17 protein-coding genes are annotated in these 20,222 nt (G+C 36.3%); 12 read left to right on the forward strand and 5 right to left on the reverse strand.

Translation table 11 applies throughout. From position 1 onward, the window contains the following. Positions 1 to 8: 8 nt before the first annotated feature. Positions 9 to 857: a bifunctional DNA-binding transcriptional regulator/O6-methylguanine-DNA methyltransferase Ada gene (gene ada, locus ACNART_RS01520; protein ID WP_349443127.1), complete on the reverse strand. Its 849-nt coding sequence runs from the start codon at positions 855 to 857 to the stop codon at positions 9 to 11. 77 nt (positions 858 to 934) lie between these two features. Further along, on the reverse strand, positions 935 to 1,543 hold the full coding sequence (locus tag ACNART_RS01525) for a DNA-3-methyladenine glycosylase family protein (protein WP_102086711.1): 609 nt from the start codon (positions 1,541 to 1,543) through the stop codon (positions 935 to 937). A gap of 318 nt (positions 1,544 to 1,861) precedes the next feature. Between ACNART_RS01525 and ACNART_RS01530 the strand changes: the two genes are divergently transcribed. Next, complete coding sequence (locus ACNART_RS01530; RefSeq protein ID WP_232799493.1) at positions 1,862 to 2,884, forward strand: methyltransferase; 1,023 nt, start codon at positions 1,862 to 1,864, stop codon at positions 2,882 to 2,884. Positions 2,885 to 2,957: 73 nt separating this feature from the next. On the opposite strand, the gene leuE is transcribed toward ACNART_RS01530, so the two are convergent. Beyond that, positions 2,958 to 3,605 carry a leucine efflux protein LeuE gene (leuE, locus tag ACNART_RS01535; RefSeq protein ID WP_102086710.1) on the reverse strand — a complete coding sequence of 216 codons (648 nt, stop codon included), beginning with the start codon at positions 3,603 to 3,605 and terminating at the stop codon, positions 2,958 to 2,960. Positions 3,606 to 4,138: 533 nt separating this feature from the next. On the opposite strand from leuE, the gene ACNART_RS01540 reads away from it, so the two are divergent. Further along, a complete protein-coding gene (locus tag ACNART_RS01540) occupies positions 4,139 to 4,492 on the forward strand; it encodes an FAD-binding oxidoreductase (protein WP_102086709.1) in 354 nt (117 codons plus the stop codon). 9 nt (positions 4,493 to 4,501) lie between these two features. Beyond that, positions 4,502 to 5,269, forward strand: a complete 768-nt coding sequence (locus ACNART_RS01545) for a GNAT family N-acetyltransferase (RefSeq protein WP_196532695.1) — start codon at positions 4,502 to 4,504, stop codon at positions 5,267 to 5,269. A 53-nt stretch (positions 5,270 to 5,322) separates the two neighbouring features. Here the strand turns inward: ACNART_RS01545 and ACNART_RS01550 are convergent, their stop codons facing one another. Next, positions 5,323 to 5,922, reverse strand: coding sequence for a sugar O-acetyltransferase (locus tag ACNART_RS01550; protein ID WP_368926742.1), 600 nt, complete (start codon positions 5,920 to 5,922; stop codon positions 5,323 to 5,325). 124 nt (positions 5,923 to 6,046) lie between these two features. After that, complete coding sequence (locus tag ACNART_RS01555; protein ID WP_232806242.1) at positions 6,047 to 6,772, reverse strand: sulfite exporter TauE/SafE family protein; 726 nt, start codon at positions 6,770 to 6,772, stop codon at positions 6,047 to 6,049. A gap of 143 nt (positions 6,773 to 6,915) precedes the next feature. Between ACNART_RS01555 and ACNART_RS01560 the strand changes: the two genes are divergently transcribed. The 9 genes from ACNART_RS01560 (at position 6,916) to ACNART_RS01600 (ending at position 20,193) form a co-directional block, all read left to right on the forward strand. Continuing rightward, complete coding sequence (locus ACNART_RS01560) at positions 6,916 to 7,797, forward strand: LysR substrate-binding domain-containing protein (protein ID WP_102086704.1); 882 nt, start codon at positions 6,916 to 6,918, stop codon at positions 7,795 to 7,797. Positions 7,798 to 8,161: 364 nt separating this feature from the next. Continuing rightward, complete coding sequence (gene glgB, locus ACNART_RS01565) at positions 8,162 to 10,345, forward strand: 1,4-alpha-glucan branching protein GlgB (protein WP_368926740.1); 2,184 nt, start codon at positions 8,162 to 8,164, stop codon at positions 10,343 to 10,345. Between the two features lies 1 nt (position 10,346). Then, positions 10,347 to 12,416 carry a glycogen debranching protein GlgX gene (glgX, locus tag ACNART_RS01570; protein ID WP_368926739.1) on the forward strand — a complete coding sequence of 690 codons (2,070 nt, stop codon included), beginning with the start codon at positions 10,347 to 10,349 and terminating at the stop codon, positions 12,414 to 12,416. Positions 12,417 to 12,437: 21 nt separating this feature from the next. Beyond that, a complete protein-coding gene (glgC, locus tag ACNART_RS01575; protein WP_368926737.1) occupies positions 12,438 to 13,787 on the forward strand; it encodes a glucose-1-phosphate adenylyltransferase in 1,350 nt (449 codons plus the stop codon). Continuing rightward, the gene (gene glgA / locus ACNART_RS01580; protein WP_416303417.1) at positions 13,784 to 15,217 is read left to right on the forward strand and encodes a glycogen synthase GlgA; all 1,434 of its coding nucleotides are present in this window, start codon (positions 13,784 to 13,786) and stop codon (positions 15,215 to 15,217) included. The genes glgC and glgA overlap by 4 nt, the downstream gene beginning before the upstream one ends. A gap of 45 nt (positions 15,218 to 15,262) precedes the next feature. Beyond that, positions 15,263 to 17,713, forward strand: coding sequence for a glycogen/starch/alpha-glucan family phosphorylase (gene glgP / locus ACNART_RS01585; protein ID WP_198619500.1), 2,451 nt, complete (start codon positions 15,263 to 15,265; stop codon positions 17,711 to 17,713). A gap of 286 nt (positions 17,714 to 17,999) precedes the next feature. Then, positions 18,000 to 18,746 (forward strand): hypothetical protein, encoded by a 747-nt coding sequence (locus tag ACNART_RS01590; protein ID WP_368926734.1) that lies wholly within the window; start codon positions 18,000 to 18,002, stop codon positions 18,744 to 18,746. 84 nt (positions 18,747 to 18,830) lie between these two features. Further along, a complete protein-coding gene (locus ACNART_RS01595) occupies positions 18,831 to 19,220 on the forward strand; it encodes a RidA family protein (protein WP_368926733.1) in 390 nt (129 codons plus the stop codon). A 4-nt stretch (positions 19,221 to 19,224) separates the two neighbouring features. Beyond that, the gene (locus ACNART_RS01600; protein WP_198619497.1) at positions 19,225 to 20,193 is read left to right on the forward strand and encodes a threo-3-hydroxy-L-aspartate ammonia-lyase; all 969 of its coding nucleotides are present in this window, start codon (positions 19,225 to 19,227) and stop codon (positions 20,191 to 20,193) included. The last annotated feature ends 29 nt before the right edge of the window (positions 20,194 to 20,222 follow it).

Below are 20,222 nucleotides of genomic sequence, written 5' to 3' on the forward strand. Positions count from 1 at the left end.
ACTACTTTTTATTCTTTTTTACCCGCAAGGGTATTATTTAAAGCCTCCGTCTGAAGCAACTTAGCCTTACGTTCAATGCCCCAACGATAACCAGATAATTCACCATTTTGTCGAATAACACGATGACATGGAATAGCAACTGCTAGCTTATTAGCTGCACAAGCATTAGCGACAGCGCGATATGCCTTAGGTGCTCCAATTTTGTCGGCGATTTCTTGGTAAGTCATCGTGCTACCAAAAGGGATATCTAATAATGCCTGCCAAACTTTTTGCTGAAATACCGTACCTTGGATATCAAGAGGTAAAGATAAGGGTTGTTTGGGTAATTCAATAAAACCGATGACTTGTGCAATGACTTGCTCAAACTCTTCATTGGCACCAATTAATTCAGCATGAGGGAATTGTTTTTGCAAATCTTCTAATAACAGCTCTGCATCATCCCCCAACATAATGGCACAAATCCCCTTTTCACTTTGCGCCACAAGGATACTTCCCAAAGAGCACTGAGCGATAGCAAAAAAGATAGCAATATTCTTACCACCTGTACGCCAATTTGTTGGCGTCATTCCTAATATCGCTGTTGCATTTTCATAGAAACGGCTATTCGCATTGAAGCCTGATTGATAAATCGCATCTGTAATACTGCCATCTTGAACTAACGCTTTTTTTATTAATTTTTGACGATAAGCATTAGCATAATCTTTTGGTGTGATCCCCATCGTTGATTTAAATAAGCGATGGAAATGATATGGGCTTGCCATAACATGCTCTGCAATACAGGTAAGCGACACGTCACCGTTATTTTCTTCAATAAAACGGCAGGCTCGCTCAATAAGTTGATTATGTTTACTTTCCATTATGATAGTCCTTTAAATGCGGGATTATGGCTATTATTGACAAACATAATGAATAAAGAACTCCGTTTATTGCTCAATCACTCTGATTCTTTAGATAATGCCCATAGATAAAGCGATGCCGTGGAGCCATAAGGTGAATAGCGTTTTCGGTAACGTTCGAAGCGTACTTTATCTAATGTTTTATGGCGATATAGACGCATAATTCCACGTTGAATAGCCAAGTCTCCCCAACTTAAAATATCTGGCCGATTAAGCGAAGAAATTAATAGCATTTCTGCAGTCCAAACCCCTATACCTTTTAGTTGAATTAAAGTATCGATAACCTCTTTATCTGTCATCTCAGGAATTTTATTTAAATCTAATCTTTCTGAAATAACGGCGTCAGCAATACCGATAATATAACTAGCTTTGCGCATAGTCATTCCACACTGTTGTATCTCTTGTTCTGATAATTTTGCGATACGTTCTGGTGTGTAAATACCGTCACATAAATTGAGTAACCGCTGATTAACGGTTATGGCAGCAGAAACCGAAATTTGTTGTTCAATAATGTTTTTAACTAATGCTGTAAATAAATCAGGTGTTAATGGACGTTTAATTTCTCCTATTCTTTCAATGAGTTTGGCTAAGCGCTTATCACGTTTTTTTAATGTGTTTATCTCTGTTTCGCCATACTGAAAGTGCATAATTTAACTTAATTTAAATAAAATATTTATGTCAGTATAACGTGAAGATAAGTGTATTACGCACTCTATTTCTTGCTTTTTTTTGAATTGAACCTTCTACCTTTTATCGTAGACAAAGAAGATAATATTTGGCAAAAGAGTTTAATTGTTTTTTAGAAGAAGTTAGTCAATCAAAAATATCATCACATTTAAAAACTATAGTTTCATATTAAAAGTTATAAAAAAATATAAAATTTAAATTACCGTCTATACTTTATTTGATTTTTTGAATTTTTACTTAGGTCAATTCTTAGTTATTCTGTAATTTCAGGATTTAATATGAAAAATTATGCACTCAATTTACAAAACAAAGCTGATGCGCTGGCAGTAATGAAAAAAGCAATGAGCTTTACTATTCCTGCCGCATTAAGAGTTGCTGCTAAATTAAATATCGCAGATTTATTAAAAGAAGGTTCTAAGAATATTAATGAACTTGCAGAAAAAACAAACTCCATCCCTGTTGTTTTAAATAGAATATTAAGAATGTTAGCTTCTGAAGGTATATTCTCTGAGTCAGAAGGATCTCGCTATTCTCTTGCTCCTGCGGGATACTTTTTATTAAGCGACCATGAATATAGCTTGCGTGATGCCGTATTAATGTTAACAAATGAAACGCTATGGCGCCCAGTAGGTGATGTTATTGAGTCAGTTCAGGGCAACCCCGCTTTTGAAAACTTATATGGCATGCCTTTTTATCAATATTGGCAAGATAATGTAAGAGATGATCATGATTTTCAAGCAGGTATGAACTCACTTTCAAAGATAGAAAATTATTTTATTATTAAGCATTACGAATTTCCTGAAGATATAACTATCACAGATATTGCTGGCGGATTGGGTGGGCTGTTATTAAACGTATTAAAAGAAAATCCGACTCTGAAGGGACAATTATTTGATAGGCCACATGTGTTGGAAAGAACGTTATTGACTGAATTAAATGACGATAGTCGCTGGAAATTAATATCAGGTGATTTATTTGGAGAGTATCCAGAATCTGATATTTATTTAATAAAATATATTATTCATGATTGGGATGATGAAAGCGTCATTAAATTTTTTAAAAACTTCCGTAACGCAATGAAGCCTAATTCAAAAATACTTATTATTGAACCGGTTATTTTTAAAAAGAATGTACCTGATATGGCTAAATATATGGATCTTCTATGCATGTCTGCATTTCCTGAATCAGGTGAACGTACAGAAGATGAATTTATTGCTTTACTAGATCAAGCAGATTTGAAAATCAATAAAGTGATTAAAACAGGAACATATAACTCAATACTAGAAGTTGTTATTAAATAATCTATTGAAATAGCCATTTATTTGTAGCAAAAAAAAGCCACTTTCAAAAGTGGCTTTTTAAGTTAAAAAAAGATTATGCAGTTAACGCCAGCTTGGCACCAAAAAGTAAGAACACTGCACCAATACAACTATTTGATAATGAAGCTAACCGTTTGTTATGTTTTACTTTATTAGTAATAGCAACACCGCCAAATATAAGAACTGATAAATAAAGCATACTGCATGTTTCTAAAATCGCACCTAATACAAAGAATGGAACACCCGCATTTTCATACTTAGGATCGATAAACTGAATAAAGAAAGAAACATAAAAAATGATCATTTTTGGGTTAAGCATACTCAAAAATAACGCCTTAACATAAAGACCATCTTTTGTTTTTACAGTTACTTCAGACACTTGTTCTGGCGTCTCTTTTTTCTTTTGGAACGTTGCATATAACGTTTTTAACCCTAAATAGGTTAAATAAAGTGCACCAGCATATTTAATGACAATAAAGAAGACGGGTGAAGTCTTGACTAATGAAGCAACCCCCAAAAATGCCAAAAAGATTAATAATGCATCACCCGTAAAAACACCAAGAGCGGCTTTATACCCCCCTTTTACGCCATGCTTCGCACTGGAAGTAAGGACGAAAATCGAGTTTGGACCTGGTACTAAAGTAATAAAAATAACGCCTAAAAGGTATGTCCAAATATTTGAAATACCGATACTTTCTAACATACGACGCCTTTTTTAAAAAAATAACATGCTGAATATGTGAGCTATCATATCTACAATATTTTTTTTGTAAAACAATAATCTTTATACCATCTAAAGATAAGTTAGTTACTCTGCTTTTGTATGTAAAAAGCAGTTTATAAGCCTTTTTTTACAATTAATTTTGGATTAAAAAACCAATTTAAATGTGTGTTATAGTATGATGCTGAAATTAAAATTTATACAGACTTAGTATCTAATTAAGGTCACATATATGGAATTATAAACTGCATAGTGAATTAAATTCAGATGCAATACCCTATTGTTTGTTTTATGTTATGGTGCATTATTCTTTTTGTGACCTTAGGCGATATTTTATTTTTAACATTAAAACAGCCTTACTCATTAATTTTATGAAAAATAAGTGTTTTTATTGATATTAGGTGAGTTAATTAGCACGAAAAGCGAGGGAATAAAAAAGATTATATTTACCAAAACCATTACTCTAAGTTGTTTTTCATTTTTACCTTTATCTTGCATTTATCTTCACACCAGAGATGGAGTTACGCCATTTTGCTCAAAATGAGACTATTGCAGCTGAAGATTACATTGATAATAGTGATGTACATCACCCTGAGCGTATTGCATGCCAAGCACAAGCGACTTTTTATGATAATTTTACACAAACAGGTAAACTAACAATAAAACAGATTGCTGTCGGTGAAAGGCCTATGCCTAAAGATGAAATGCCAATTATTGGAGAAATATCTCCTTATCAGAGATTATATCTTGTTACTATGCACGCCGCCGTGACACTGTCACCTTTATTATGTGAATTAGTTGCACAAGAACTTATTTACGAAAAAGCGGAACCTCTATTAACGCCTTATCGCGTATCACGATTCAGCTAGAGAACCATTATGGATGCACAACTGTATAAAGAATTTAAAATAGTAGAAAAAGCCTTTTGGTCAGAAATTTGTGAAAATAATATTCGTATTGGTGATCATACTCACTGCTTTATGACACCAATGGATGCTGCCATTTTTAACTTTATTTATTTGCGCCAAGGCGCAACAGAAAGTTCATTCCAGCAAGCCAGCACCCTTTTTACTTCGCAGAAAAAAAATCATATTTTGGTATTACCCGAGTCATTGTTGCCTGAGTTTGAAGAAATAATAAAAAATGCAGGTTATACCGGTGATGGTATGACAACCGCAATGTATTTAACATTATCGGAAGCGGTATTTCCATCTTATAGAAATAATCCTTGTGATATCATTTTAACCAATCACAACCTTGAACAGTGGGCACACCCATTAAAAACGGCGTTTCCAGTAGGAGATGATAGTGATGATACGATTGTTAATGAATATATTCGCTATCATCAGAAAGCATTAGATAATGGCGCAGCTATTTTCCATTACGCGTTATTAGTTGATGGTCAGCCAGTCTCTTCATTAACGTTAACAATACACGATAAATTAGCGCGTTTTGATGATATTGGGACAGATATTGCCTATCAAGGTAATGGTTATGCGACACATTTGATTAAGCATGTTTTAGAGTTTTGCCGTGAGCAAGGCGTTGAACGTTGCTTCTTAGATGCATCAGCAGATGGTTTAGCGCTATACCGTAAGTTTGGTTTTAAATCGCTCTTTAACTATCTTAGTTTTATTAAAGAATAAAAGCAGCTATATGAATAGGCTCAATCATGTTTGTTGAGCCTATTTTTTAAATATTAATAAAGACTAAGCTTTTTCTCAGCATCTTGTTTATCTTTATCGCTAATTTGTCTTATCACTCGACAAGGATTTCCAACAGCAACGCAATTAGCTGGAATAGATTTTGTGACTACACTGCCGGCACCTATAACGCAATTATCACCAATAGTCACACCAGGTAAGATAATACACCCTGCACCTAACCATACTGAATTACCGATAGTAATCGGTAATGCATATTCTAATTCACTGTTGCGTATTTCAGGATCAATCGGATGAGTTGCAGTTAAAATACTGACATTTGGCGCACACATCACATTGTGTCCAATTTTTACTGGAGCATAATCTAATATCGTTAGATTAAAATTAGCGTAAAATGATTCACCAATTTCAATTAACTGACCATAGTCACAATGAAATGGTGGCTCAATAGTAAAATTATTGCCCGTTTTTCCTAAAAGTTGTTTTAAATATGTCTTTCTCTTTTCAACGTCAGAAGGACGCGTCATATTAAAATCATAAATAATTTCACGCGCTTTTACTCTAAGTGGTTCTAAACTATCATCTTTACTAGCATGATAAAGATGACCTGATACCATTTTTTCGTATTCTGTCATTGTGATACTCCGAATTTGAAATAAAACAGTTTAGATAAACGTCAATATTGATTTTCTTATTCTAGCGTTAATTGACTTAAATTAGCGGTGTTTTTTAAGTCCATTAAGTGCGGCTTACATTTTATTAAGAATAAATACCATTAAATAGCAGTGAGCCACCAGCAAAAATTAGCATGGCATCTAATAGCCATTGAAAAAGTTTTGGTGTCAGTTTTAATACCAGTTTTTTACCAAAGTAATTTCCTACGGTTAAGCCACAACCTACTAACACTCCACTAATAAAGATAAAGCTATTAACTGCACCTAGTTGGCTAAATGTCAGGGCTTTAGTGAGATAAATAACAAATGAGGCAGCTGCTTCAGTTGCAAGTAATGGCCCTAATGTCAGACCATATGCAGAGAATATTGGAATAGTTAATGGTCCTGTAGAAAACACAATCCCTGTTAAATAGCCGATAACTGCACCCGCAATAATAACTTGGTAAGTTTTCATTTTGATTTGATGTTTGCGTAATAAGTGGATCACGGGGATCATCAATATAAAAAATATTCCCATACCAATATTTAGCCATTTTTCAGACATTATCCATAATGTATTAGCACCAAGAATAACGGCTGGAATACTGGGTAATAGATAATAAAATAGTGGTTTAAAGCGAATACTGTGACGCCATAAATAAATACGTGATAAATTTCCCATCACTGACGCTAATGCCATAATCGGTACGGCTTCCTTAGCACCAAATACATAAGTCAAAGCGGGAATTAATAAAATAGAAGAGCCCGTTCCTACAACGCCACTGATTACACCAGACAATACAGCCAATAAAATAACCGCGATAAAACTCATTATCATCCTTTAAGTTCAATAAGTTAAAGACGTTGTATCATACCCGTCTTCTTTATTTTTACCTGTGATAAAATGTCACGGTATTGTGAGTTTTAATCAGAAAGCCGCTTTATTTATGATGAATAAACTATAATGAGAAAATTATGATGAGAAACCTTCCTCCATTACCTTCATTGCGTGCTTTCTTAGTCGCTTGCCATAGCCAAAGTTATACTGAAGCCGCACAGACATTATGTGTCACTCATGGTGCGATCAGTCGTCATATCCAAGTTATAGAAAAATGGTTTGGTGTCACCTTATTCAATAAACAAGGTTTACGCCGCGTACCCACTCCTTATGCATTGACGCTAGCGCAAGAGTTAAGTGACGTTTTTGATAAATTAAATGATATTGGTTTTCGTTATGGTAATGGTGGAAAAAACGATATTTTAAATATCAGTGTTCCTACAACACTTTGTTTAAAATGGCTTATTCCGCGAATGGAGGATTTTTATCTTCAATATCCTAATGCAAATATCCAAGTTGCTTCTGCAAATAGCGAGCGATTTCATTTGATTAGTCATGATGATCTGATTATTCGCCCTCAACCTCAGCAACAAGAGTATTCATCCGTTGTTTTTTTAGAGGATAAACATTGTTTAATTGCTTCTGAAAAATTCTTAAAACGTTACAATGTCACTAGATTTGAAGATGTTTTTGACTGCCCCGTTATTGATACACTTACCCGCCCTGGTCATTGGCAACAATGGTTAATGGCGACTCATCTTAATACTCAGCGTTCATTCTCACGTCACTATCGCTTTGATCACTTTCATATTTCTCTTCAAGCCATTATTGAAGGATTAGGCCTCGGTATTGGCCCTGTTTCGATTTTGTCGAATGAAATAAATAGCGGTACTTTAAAAGTGTTATTTCCAAATATCCAAATTGTACCGATAAGCTACTACGCTTTAACACCATTGGGTGTACAAAAAACCAAAACACATCTTGATTTTGAACAATGGCTCACCCAACAAAAAAGTTAATTTCACTAATGAAATAAGTAATTTTTTTTCATAGAAATAGCGATTTCAATCCTATGCATTATACTTTTTACAACTAATTTACAGCTATTTTATTAAAAACATCTAATGTTTATCTTCTTTTTGTGAATAGGTAAAAACGCTAATCGTGCTGTTTTTATAATTCGCGATCTTTCTCTGTCATATTATTAAATTTATTTAAACTCAATATATTAAGCTAAAGAAATAAGTAAATTAACTTATTTAAATTATTTTGATTTTAAATAATCTGTTATAAACACTTATTGTTTAACTTAAATTAACGTTCTATGCTGATATTTATATATAAAATTTATTAATTTATTTGCTAGCAACGAAGGACGATAAGATGTCTGTAGCTGTGACAAAAAAAGCAATAGAAAAACTAATTAATGGGTATGAATCTGATCCTTTTGCACTTCTTGGTATGCATGAAACATCGGCAGGTTTAGAGGTTCGTGCTTTTTTACCAGATGCAGTTGCAGTCAGTGTCATCGATAGAAAAAATGGCCGAAAAGTAGCAACACTAGAGCGTAAGCACCCTAGTGGTTTTTTCTGTGGTGCTATCCCCCGACGTAAACGCCGTTTTAGTTACTGTTTAGATGTAACGTGGGAAAATGCACAAGGTGTCGTTGATGATCCCTATCAATTTGGCATTTTATTGCAAGAAATGGATATTTGGTTTTTAGCGCAAGGCCATCACTCCCGACCTTACCAATGTTTAGGTGCACACCCTGCAAAACTGGGTGATATCGATGGTATTACTTTTGCAGTATGGGCGCCCAACGCAAAAAGCGTAAGTGTTGTAGGCGATTTCTCATTTTGGGATGAACGTCGTTTTCCAATGCGATTACGCCGTGAAAGTGGAATATGGGAGCTCTTCCTTCCACAAGCTCATCTAGGTGATTGTTATAAATATTCTATTCTTGATGCGAATGGTGAACGTCGATTAAAAGCCGATCCTTATGCTTTTGAAACACAAATACGCCCTGAAACCGCATCAATTATCAATACATTACCACCAATCAAACCAATGCCATTATCGCGTCAGCAAGCGAATCAGCGTAATGCACCTATGTCTATTTATGAAGTTCATTTAGGTTCATGGCGTAGACATACTGACGATCAAAGCTGGTTAAGCTATCGCGAATTAGCTGAACAGTTAATTCCATATGTTAAAGAAATGGGTTTTACTCATATTGAGTTGCTCCCTATTAATGAGCATCCTTTTGATGGCTCATGGGGATATCAACCATTAGGGTTATATTCACCAACTCGTCGCTTTGGCTCCCCAATGGATTTCCGTGACTTTATTGAAGCAGCACATCAAGCAGAAATTAACGTTATTTTAGATTGGGTTCCGGGTCATTTCCCTGAAGATGATTACGGTTTACGTAATTTTGATGGCACATCACTCTATGAATATGCGGATAGACGTGAAGGCTTTCATCCCGATTGGAATACTTTAATTTATAACTATGGGCGCAATGAAGTGCTGAATTACCTTTCTGGTAATTTATTGTATTGGCATGAGCATTTTGCACTAGATGGTTTCCGTTTCGATGCTGTTGCCTCCATGCTTTATCGTGATTACAGCCGAAAAGAAGGCGAATGGATACCCAATAAACACGGTGGACGTGAGAATTTAGAAGCCATTGATTTTATTCGCCATACCAATAAATTACTGGGCACAACTTGCCCCGGTACTGTCACAATTGCAGAAGAATCTACTGATTTCCCGGGTGTTACCTTACCGCCTGATGATGGTGGCTTAGGTTTTAATTACAAATGGAATATGGGTTGGATGCATGACACGTTAGCTTATATGCAACGTGATCCTATCTACCGTAAATTTCACCACAATCAAATGACCTTTGGCATGCTCTATGCCTATAACGAAAACTTTGTTCTGCCTCTTTCTCATGATGAATTTGTGCATGGTAAAGGTTCGTTGATTGGCCGCATGGTGGGCGATGATTGGCAAAAATTTGCCAATTTACGTGCATATCTCGGTTTTATGTGGGCTTATCCCGGCAAAAAACTGCTATTTATGGGATGTGAGTTTGCACAATGGCGTGAATGGAACCACGACAGTAGCTTAGATTGGCATCTTCTCGAAGAACCAAATAGCCCACATCAAGGTGTTCAACACTTTGTACGTGATTTAAATCTTTCCTATCAAGCTAATGCTCCGCTTTATGAATGTGATTTTGAACGCGAAGGCTTTGAATGGCTTACCGTTGATGATCACGATAACTCTGTCTTTGCTTTTTGCCGTAAAGATGCGCAAGGCAATGAAATTATTATTATCAGTAATTTCACGCCTGTTGTTCATCACAATTACGTTGTCGGCGTAAATAAAGCAGGTACTTATCAGGAAATTCTTAACAGTGATTCTGAGTTTTATAACGGCAGTAATGTAGGAAATTTAGGTGAAATAGAAGCAACCGCAAGTACATTTAATGGCAAACCTCACTCCTTGCCATTGTCACTGCCTCCGCTTGCGACGCTGTATTTAAGATTGAAGGATTAATATGTCTTTAGATTATGGTCGCCATTTTCCTATGGGAAGTCATTATGATGGCTATGGAGTAAACTTTACACTCTTTAGTGAAAATGCCACTAAAGTCATTCTTTGCCTGTTTGATAAAGCAGGCAAAGAGATCCGCTACCCATTACCAGGTAAAACGGGCGCAATTTGGCATGGATATTTGCCTGGTGCAGGGCCAGGTTTACATTATGGTTATCGTGTAGAAGGCGAATGGAACCCAGAGCAAGGATTGTTCTATCAACCTCAGCAACTATTATTAGATCCCTATGCAAAACAGGTGACAGGTATTGTTGATAATACATTGCCTTACACCTCCCCTGTTTTTAATGCATTAGAGCATGATGATAGTGCGATTACACCTAAAGCAGTTATCACAGATGATAGTGGTTGTTTTTGCCATTCTTATAAAGAAAAAGGCACGTATCAGCGTTTAAATACGCCGTGGTCAGAAACCATTATTTACGAAGGACATGTAAAAGGGCTGACAAAGCTTCATCCTGAAATACCCGAGAAAATTGCGGGCACTTATGCAGCATTAGGGCATCCTGCCTTTATTACGCATTTGCAAAAATTAGGTATTACAGCATTAGAACTGTTACCCGTTCAATACCATTTAACAGAGCCACATCTTCATAAAATCGGATTAAAAAATTATTGGGGTTATAACGTATTAGCGCCCTTTGCTTTATCGACACAATATTATTCCAACACAGGTCGGAATATTATGGATGAATTCCGAGAAGCAGTAAGGTGTTTACACAAAGCCAATATTGAAGTGATTTTAGATGTGGTATTCAACCACACAGCAGAATTAAGTGATCAATATGAAGGTTATATTGTTTCGCAGCGCGGTATTGATAATCAAAGCTATTATTGGCTAAACGACGAAAATAAAGCACAAAATTGGACTGGCTGTGGCAATACTCTAAATTTAAGTCGCCCTGAAACAGTGCAGTGGGTTATGGATTGCCTGCGTTATTGGGTGACAGAATTTCATATCGATGGTTTTCGTTTTGATTTAGCGACAAGTCTTGGTCGAGTTCCTTATTTTGATACTCAATCACCACTACTGACAGCGATACGACAAGATCCGCTGCTGTCACGTATCAAACTTATCGCAGAGCCTTGGGACTTAGGCTCTGATGGTTATCAAGTCGGTAATTTCCCTGTTCCATTTACAGAATGGAATGATGGCTATCGCGATGTTATTCGTCGTTTTTGGTTATGGCGTGATGTGGCTATTGCGACATTTGCAGACAATATTACGGGCTCTGCAAAGCTGTATCACAAAAACGGTAGACCTCCCTATTCTAGCGTCAATATGATAACAAGCCACGACGGCTTTACACTACGGGATTTAGTGAGTTATCAGAACAAACATAACGAGGAGAATGGAGAATCAAACCTAGATGGACATAACACCAATTACAGTGTGAATTTTGGTGAAGAAGGTTTGATAGTCAACGAAAAAATAAGTCAACACAGATTGCTTGCAACTCGGAATATGCTTGCAACCTTACTGCTTTCTAGAGGAACACCTCATTTACTCGCCGGTGATGAAGTGGGTAATACGCAATATGGTAATAACAACGCTTATTGTCAGGATAATAAAGTCAGTTGGATCAAATGGTTTCAACAACCTTATGATTTAACTGATTACATTCGCCACCTTATTGAATTACGTCACCAAATTACACCTTTAAGTTCGCTTAAGTGGTGGGAAGAAGATAGCCAAAACGTGGTTTGGTTAAATCAGAATGCTCAACCTATGAGTCATGAAGAATGGCAACAACTTCCACCCTCACCATTACAACTTCTTTTAGCGCAACAATGGATCTTAATGTTTAACCCATTAAGAAACAGCGCTGTTTTTTCTTTACCTGAAGGGTCTTGGTCTTGCTTGCTTGATACGGTTAGCTGGCCTGATTGTCACCCGACACAATCTCAGCATTGTGAAATACAACCTAACAGTATCACCCTTTGGCGAAATAGCGTTTTTTATACTCAGTCTTCTACTGAAAAATTACCCATTATTTCCTCCCAAGTTAAGTAATTTGATTGGAGTGCTATAACTATGATGACAACAGAACAAGGCCAAAAATTAATGTTGGCACAACAACTTCCTAAAGAGGCAATTGCACTCGTTTTAGCGGGAGGTCGTGGTACACGCTTAAAAGCATTGACTTCAAAACGTGCAAAACCGGCGGTTTTCTTTGGTGGGAAATTTCGAATTATTGACTTTACGCTATCAAACTGTCTTAACTCAGGAATTCGTCGTATTGGTGTAATCACCCAATATCAATCGCACTCTTTGGTTCAACATATTCAACGTGGTTGGTCATTCTTTAACGAAGATATGAATGAGTTCGTTGATTTATTACCCGCTCAGCAACGTCGTAATACCGAACATTGGTATATGGGTACAGCTGATGCTATCTATCAAAACCTCGATATTCTTCGTAGTTACAAAGCAAAATATGTCGTGATTTTAGCTGGCGACCATATTTATAAAATGAACTATGCGCGTTTATTACTTGATCACGTTGAAAACAAATCAAAATTCACCGTAGCTTGTATTCGTGTTCCTAAAGACGATGCATTCCAATTTGGTATTATGGATATCGATGAAAATCGTAGAGTGCTCAATTTCTTAGAAAAACCATCAAACCCACCTTGTATTCCTGATGATCCAGAACACTCATTAGCAAGTATGGGTATTTATGTGGTAGATAGAGATTATCTCTTTGATTTATTGGAAGAAGATAGCGGCGATCCAAATTCACATCATGACTTTGGCCAAGATATCATTCCTAAGATCACAGAACGTGGTGATGTTCTTGCCCACCCATTTGAACTCTCTTGTGTCAGCTCAGATCCTTCAGTACCACCATACTGGCGCGATGTAGGTACTATTGAAGCATATTGGGCAGCTAACCTCGACTTAGCCTCTGTAACACCAGAGCTTGATATGTATGCGAAAGATTGGCCAATCCGCACCTTTATGACACCTTTACCACCAGCCAAGTTTGTTCAAGATAATCATGGTGAACATGGACAAATGATGAACTCGCTGATTGCTGACGGCTGTATTATCAATGGTTCAACGCTCTATTCATCTATTCTATTCCCATTAGTTCGTGTTGAATCTTTCTGCCATATTGAAGATTCTGTGATTTTACCTGATGTGACGGTGAGCCATCATTGCTACTTAAAACGCTGCATTATTGAACGTAGCTGTACAATTCCAGAAGGCACAGTGATTGGGATGAATGCAGAAGAAGATGCTGCGCGTTTCCACCGCACTGAAGAAGGCATCGTGCTTATAACAAGAGAAATGCTTGAGCAACTAGCACGTAAAGAAAAAGAAAATCCAACTGAAACAAGTGCAGAACAAAAACCTCAAAATGAGGAGGCATTTTCGTGAATGTCCTTCACTGTTGTTCTGAATTATTCCCTCTGCTAAAAACAGGGGGATTAGCTGATGTTATGGGCTCTTTGCCTTTAGCTCAGAAAAAAATAGGCTTAGATGCGCGGGTGGTTATTCCCGCGTTTCCTGCTATCAAAGATAATATTCCCGATCTCAAATTAGTGACTAATATCGATACGTTTGCAGGTAATGTTTCTCTGCTTTACGGACAATACCACGGTGTTGATATTTATCTTATTGATGCACCTCATCTTTATCAACGTACAGGTAGTCCTTATCACGATCAACATCAACATCCTTATGGTGATAATGTTTTTCGTTTTGCCCTGTTAGGTTGGGTGGCAAGTGAGCTATCAGCGGGATTAGATCCCTTATGGCGAGCGGATGTTGTTCATGCTCATGATTGGCATGCAGGACTAGCTTGTGCTTATCTCGCGGTTAAACATTACTCCGCAAAATCTGTTTTTACTGTTCATAATCTGGCTTATAAAGGCGAGTTTTCACCCTATCATCTGCATCAGCTTGAATTACTTGATTACAGTTTTTCAATTAATGGGCTGGAATATTACGGGCAAATTTCATTCCTAAAAGCAGGTCTTTTTTATGCTAACCATATTACGACAGTCAGCCCCACTTATGCCAAAGAGATAACCACTCACGAGTTTGGTTACGGTTTAGAGGGATTATTACGCCAACGCGCTTATGAACAGCGATTAAGTGGCATCTTAAATGGTATTGATGAGGCCGTTTGGGATCCTGCAACAGACGGCTTAATTACGCGTCGTTACGATGTTAAAAACCTGAATAAGCGTTTAGAAAATAAAACCGCATTACAGAAAAAATGTGGTTTACCTGTTAACAATAGCGCCCCACTTTTTGCAGCTGTCAGTCGTTTAACTTCGCAAAAAGGGCTCGATTTAGTGATTGAAACGCTCCCTGATATCGTTGAACAAGGCGGTCAGTTTATTTTATTAGGTACTGGCGATAGTCACCTTGAAGCGGCATTTTTACATGCACAACAACAGTATCCGCAAAATGTAGCGGTACATATTGGCTATGACGAGAGTTTTTCACACCAAGTTGTCGCAGGTGCTGATGTGATTATGGTGCCTAGTCGTTTTGAACCTTGTGGGTTAACTCAGTTATATGGCTTGAAATATGGAGCCCTACCTTTAGTAAGACACACAGGTGGATTAGCCGATACGGTTAATGATTGTTCATTAGAAAATTTAGCGCATCACCAAGCGACTGGTTTTGTTTTCTATGAAGCGACTCCTGACTCTCTGCGTCAAGCTATAAACCGAGCCTTTACCTTATGGGGTATGCCTAAACAGTGGCAACAAGCTCAAACTGATGGCATGAATCAAACTATTTTTAGTTGGGAAACCGCGGCAAAAACGTATGCGACACTGTATCAAAATTTATAGACATGAAGTCTATTTGAACCAGTGGATAACAAAAAGAGATTTATAATGAAAAATTTATGTGAATTTGATTATTTATCACCCGATAAGGATATTGAATCATTAAAGCGTTCCATTGTTTATAAACTTATGTTTATCGTTGGTACGTCGCCAAAATATGCAACACCAACAGATTGGTTAAATGCAACCTCTTACGCTATTAGAGACCGTTTAGTAGAGCGTTGGTTAAAATCGACCAAAGCAGAGCTTTCACCGAAAGTAAAACAAGTTTATTACATTTCGATGGAGTTTCTCATGGGGCGCTTTTTGACAAACGCCATGCTCTCTTTAGGTGTTTATCACGAAGTCAAAGAGGCATTAAAAGAGTTAGGTCTTGATCTTGAAAAACAAATCGAACTCGAGCCCGATCCAGGTTTAGGTAATGGGGGTTTAGGTCGATTGGCTGCATGCTTCCTTGATTCTTGTGCCACACTAGGTTATCCCGTTACAGGTTATGGTATTCGTTATGAATACGGAATGTTCCGCCAACAAATTAAAAATGGCGAACAACATGAAGTTGCGGATAACTGGCTTGAAAAAGGTAATCCTTGGGAATTCCCTCGTCATGATCTGCAATTTGAAGTGGATTTTGGCGGACGTTTGCAACAAGAAGGTGAGAAAAATTATTGGGTCGATACCTTTAATGTTATGGCACAACCTTATGATTCTATTGTTCCTGGTTATAACACCCAAGCGACAGATACCATTCGTTTGTGGTCAGCCAAATCAAATGTTGCGTTTAACTTAGGTAAATTTAATAAAGGTGAATATCTAGAAGCAACAGAAGCAAAAGATCGCTCTGAAAATATCTCTCGTATTCTCTATCCTGATGATTCAACAATGTCAGGTAAAATGTTGCGTTTACAGCAAGAATATTTCTTAGTGAGTGCTTCTGTTCAAGATATTTTGCAACGTCATTATCATCTGCATCAACGCTTTGATAATTTAAAAGATTTTATTGCAATTCATCTTAATGATACTCACCCTGTTCTTGCTATTCCTGAGTTAATGCGTCAGCTGATTGATAATCATGGATTTAGCTGGGATGAGGCATGGGAACAAACTATTCATATATTCTCATACACCAACCATACATTAATGGGTGAAGCATTAGAGACTTGGCCTGTTGACATGCTAGGCCGTTCGCTTCCTCGCCATTTACAAATCATTTTCCAAATCAATGATAAATTCTTGAAACAAGTTAGAGCACAATTCCCTAACGATAACGATTTATTGCGTCGTGTTTCTATTATTGATGAAGAGAATGGCCGTAATGTTCGTATGGCATGGTTAGCGGTTATTATTAGTCATCAGGTTAATGGTGTTTCTGAACTTCATAGCCAACTAATGGTGCAATCTTTATTTGCTGATTTTGCGATGATCTATCCTAAGAAATTCTGCAATATTACCAATGGGATCACACCACGTCGTTGGTTGGCATTAGCAAACCCTTCTCTCTCTAAAGTAATTGATAGCCATATTGGTACAAACTGGCGAACTAATTTAGAGCAATTGGGTGAATTAATGCCATTGGTAAAAGATAAAAATTTCTTGCACCAATTAAAAGATTCAAAACGTATCAATAAACAAAATCTTGCTCAGATCATTAAGGAAGATTTAAAGATTGATATTAATCCTGATGCACTGTTTGATGTACAAATCAAACGTATTCATGAATATAAACGTCAACTTCTGAATGTGTTAGGTATTATCACTCGTTATAATCGCATTTTAGAAAATCCAGAGAAAAACTGGGTACCTCGCGTATTTATTTTTGGCGGTAAGGCTGCTTCAGCCTATTATAATGCGAAGAAAATTATCAATCTTATCAACGATATTGCAAGTAAGATTAATAATGACGAGCGTATTAAAGATAAACTAAAAGTGATCTTTATTCCTAATTACGGCGTAAGTTTAGCGCAACATATTATCCCTGCGGCAGATTTATCTGAACAAATATCATTAGCAGGAACAGAAGCTTCTGGTACAGGAAATATGAAATTTGCCCTAAATGGTGCATTAACCATCGGTACACTTGATGGCGCGAATATTGAAATTGGCGAACATGTTGGTTTCGATAATATGTTTATCTTTGGCCACAATGCACAAGAAGTGGCGGAATTAAGACAGCGTTATTCCCCTCGTCGTTATTACGATGAAGATATTGAGTTACACACTGTGCTTAATCAAATCGCTAATGGTTTCTTTAACCCAACGGATCCTGATAAGTACAAATCAATTTTCGATAGCTTAATTGAATTTGGCGATCATTATCAGGTATTAGCCGATTATCGTAGTTATGTTGATACTCAAGATAGTGTTGATGTTCTCTATCAAGATGAAGATGCCTGGTTGAGAAAATCTGCGTTAAATATCTGCCAAATGGGTTATTTTTCTGCGGATCGTGCGGTAACAGAATATATGCAACGAATTTGGAAAGCTTCTGCGATTACATTGTAAAAACTAAGCTAAACTTCTAAGGACAGAACAGTAACCGCGCTTTATTGTGCGGTTTTTGCTTTTATCGTTTAAGACAAAATTCTTTTTATTTTTAGCATTAGCACCATTAATGGCGATTTATACAGCGTGGAAAATAACACGTTGTTCTTATTAAACCTTATACTTAATATTATAAAAAAGTAGTGATATGTTTTTACCTGTTTCTTATTAGATTTATTTGTTTTATTTATGAAAGATTTTATCATTTATTCTGTCAAAATTTCCTTTAATGACAAAAGGAGTTTTTATGAAAAATATTTCCAATAGCTTTGTAATTAAAAAGCAAAATACAGGAGCTTTTTTTAATGACTATAATTTAAAAGGTTATACGAAACTTTTTAATAATATTAAAGATATTAAAAACACCCCTTTAAAAGACATATCTTGTGGTTGTAATGGAAAAAAGGTTAGTATAAATATTGCAGAAATTAGTCGTGAATTACTATCAAAAATACTAAAACTTTATACACCCACCAAAATATCCTCTTACAAAATTAATACCGAAAACAGAGAAAAATCAATAAAATTATTAAATAAAGCTTATGGAAAAATAGATGGATATATTTCAGACTGGTGGGAAAATGAAATAAAAATTTTTCCTTCTTCAAGAATTAATCGAGAAATTGACAATCTATATCATGATGAAAAATTTATTATGAACAAAGAGACTAAAAAAATTTTATTTTTTTTAATTTCTAAAAAATTTAATCTAGATTTAGATAATAATGCGGCTCAAAGCACGATAATCCAACATTTACAAGATATCCCTGAAGTTGTAAAAGCAATAGATGAATTAGGAATTGCTAATGATTCACATTCAAAATATGAAACTTATTGTTTAATAGCTGAATATATTTACAATATTTTATCAGAAAATAAAGTTGATTTTTCTAAAATAAAAGATGCAGTGAAAGAAATCGCTGAACGAAATTTAGTTACTCCTGAAGATAAATTAGCTTCTCCTTATTCTACGCGTACTCTTACTTTTTTATAAAAAAGTAAACTATTGATCTAATGATAGACGTTATGTATAACCAGATGTACATTTTATCTAACTTAAGTGAAATAGGAAAACACAATGACCTCACATATTATCCAACAAAATATTGAAGCACTCTCTTTACCTGGTGGGCATTACTCTCATGTCGTGACTGCAAACAATATGTCGTTTATTTCAGGGTTATTACCCTTAGATAAACAAGGTAAACCTTTAGCAGACAAACCTGTTGAAGCACAAATCACACAAGTCCTTGAAAATTTACAAGCTTGCCTTATCGGAATAAATGCAAAGAAAACCGATATTGCTCAAGTTAAAGTCTATGTGACAGATATTAATGAATGGCCTATCGTTAATGAGTTATATGCAAAATGGATTGGCGAGCATAGACCAGCAAGATTAGTGGCGGGTGTAAAAGAGCTACATTTTAGGAGTAAAATTGAAATTGAAGCTGTTGTTATTAAGGAATAATCTTATGAATAAGTTACTTGCTCCCACTTATAAAGATGTTACTGAAGCTCATCAACGCATTCTGCCATATCTTAATAAAACACCGGTTTTAACCTCTCGCACTATTAATGAGCTAACAGGGGCGCAATTTTATTTTAAATGTGAAAACTTTCAGCGAATGGGTGCATTTAAATTTCGTGGTGCGATGAATGCGTTATCTCAATTTACCGCAGAACAACGTAAAAATGGTGTCGTGACTTTCTCATCAGGCAACCATGCACAAGCTATAGCTTTATCGGCAAAGCTATTAGGTATTCCTGCAACAATTATCATGCCTGAAGATGCACCAAAGGCAAAAATGGAAGCCACAAAAGGCTATCGTGGTCGCGTGATCACCTATAACCGTTATACAGAAGATCGTGAAGAAATTGGGCAACAACTGGCACAAAAGGAAGGCCTAACATTAATTCCACCTTACGATCATCCTCATATTATTGCTGGACAAGGTACTGCCGCAAAAGAGCTGTTTGATGAAGTGGGTGCATTAGATATGCTATTTGTTCCATTAGGTGGTGGTGGCTTACTTTCTGGCTCTTTATTATCAACCAAAGCTCTCTCACCAGATTGTAAAATATTTGGCGTGGAGCCTTTAGCCGGAAATGACGGACAACAATCATTACGCAAAGGCGAAATCATTCATATTGATACACCGAAAACAATTGCAGACGGTGCGCAAACGCAGCACTTAGGCAATTATACTTTTGAGATTATTCGTAACCATGTGAACGATATTTTAACGGCAACAGATGAAGAATTAATTTTGGCTATGCAGTTTTACGCTCAGCGAATGAAAATAATTGTAGAGCCAACTGGCTGTTTAAGTTTAGCGGCTGCTCGTCAATTTGGAGATAAGTTAAAAGGCAAAAAAATTGGTATTATTATCAGCGGTGGTAATGTCGATATCGCGCAATATGGTCTATTTTTAGCGCAATAAACTTGCATGTTCTAATATGAAAAAAAGCA

Source organism: Proteus sp. LHD240705 (assembly GCF_047921555.1).
In the GTDB taxonomy this organism is placed as follows: Bacteria; Pseudomonadota; Gammaproteobacteria; order Enterobacterales; family Enterobacteriaceae; genus Proteus.

Coding starts and splice junctions, on each gene's coding strand:
- ada (WP_349443127.1), bottom strand. CDS start 857: ATGGAAAGTAAACATAATCAACTTATTGAGCGAGCCTGCCGTTTTATT.
- ACNART_RS01525 (WP_102086711.1), bottom strand. CDS start 1,543: ATGCACTTTCAGTATGGCGAAACAGAGATAAACACATTAAAAAAACGT.
- ACNART_RS01530 (WP_232799493.1), top strand. CDS start 1,862: ATGAAAAATTATGCACTCAATTTACAAAACAAAGCTGATGCGCTGGCA.
- leuE (WP_102086710.1), bottom strand. CDS start 3,605: ATGTTAGAAAGTATCGGTATTTCAAATATTTGGACATACCTTTTAGGC.
- ACNART_RS01540 (WP_102086709.1), top strand. CDS start 4,139: ATGGAGTTACGCCATTTTGCTCAAAATGAGACTATTGCAGCTGAAGAT.
- ACNART_RS01545 (WP_196532695.1), top strand. CDS start 4,502: ATGGATGCACAACTGTATAAAGAATTTAAAATAGTAGAAAAAGCCTTT.
- ACNART_RS01550 (WP_368926742.1), bottom strand. CDS start 5,922: ATGACAGAATACGAAAAAATGGTATCAGGTCATCTTTATCATGCTAGT.
- ACNART_RS01555 (WP_232806242.1), bottom strand. CDS start 6,772: ATGAGTTTTATCGCGGTTATTTTATTGGCTGTATTGTCTGGTGTAATC.
- ACNART_RS01560 (WP_102086704.1), top strand. CDS start 6,916: ATGATGAGAAACCTTCCTCCATTACCTTCATTGCGTGCTTTCTTAGTC.
- glgB (WP_368926740.1), top strand. CDS start 8,162: ATGTCTGTAGCTGTGACAAAAAAAGCAATAGAAAAACTAATTAATGGG.
- glgX (WP_368926739.1), top strand. CDS start 10,347: ATGTCTTTAGATTATGGTCGCCATTTTCCTATGGGAAGTCATTATGAT.
- glgC (WP_368926737.1), top strand. CDS start 12,438: ATGATGACAACAGAACAAGGCCAAAAATTAATGTTGGCACAACAACTT.
- glgP (WP_198619500.1), top strand. CDS start 15,263: ATGAAAAATTTATGTGAATTTGATTATTTATCACCCGATAAGGATATT.
- ACNART_RS01590 (WP_368926734.1), top strand. CDS start 18,000: ATGAAAAATATTTCCAATAGCTTTGTAATTAAAAAGCAAAATACAGGA.
- ACNART_RS01595 (WP_368926733.1), top strand. CDS start 18,831: ATGACCTCACATATTATCCAACAAAATATTGAAGCACTCTCTTTACCT.
- ACNART_RS01600 (WP_198619497.1), top strand. CDS start 19,225: ATGAATAAGTTACTTGCTCCCACTTATAAAGATGTTACTGAAGCTCAT.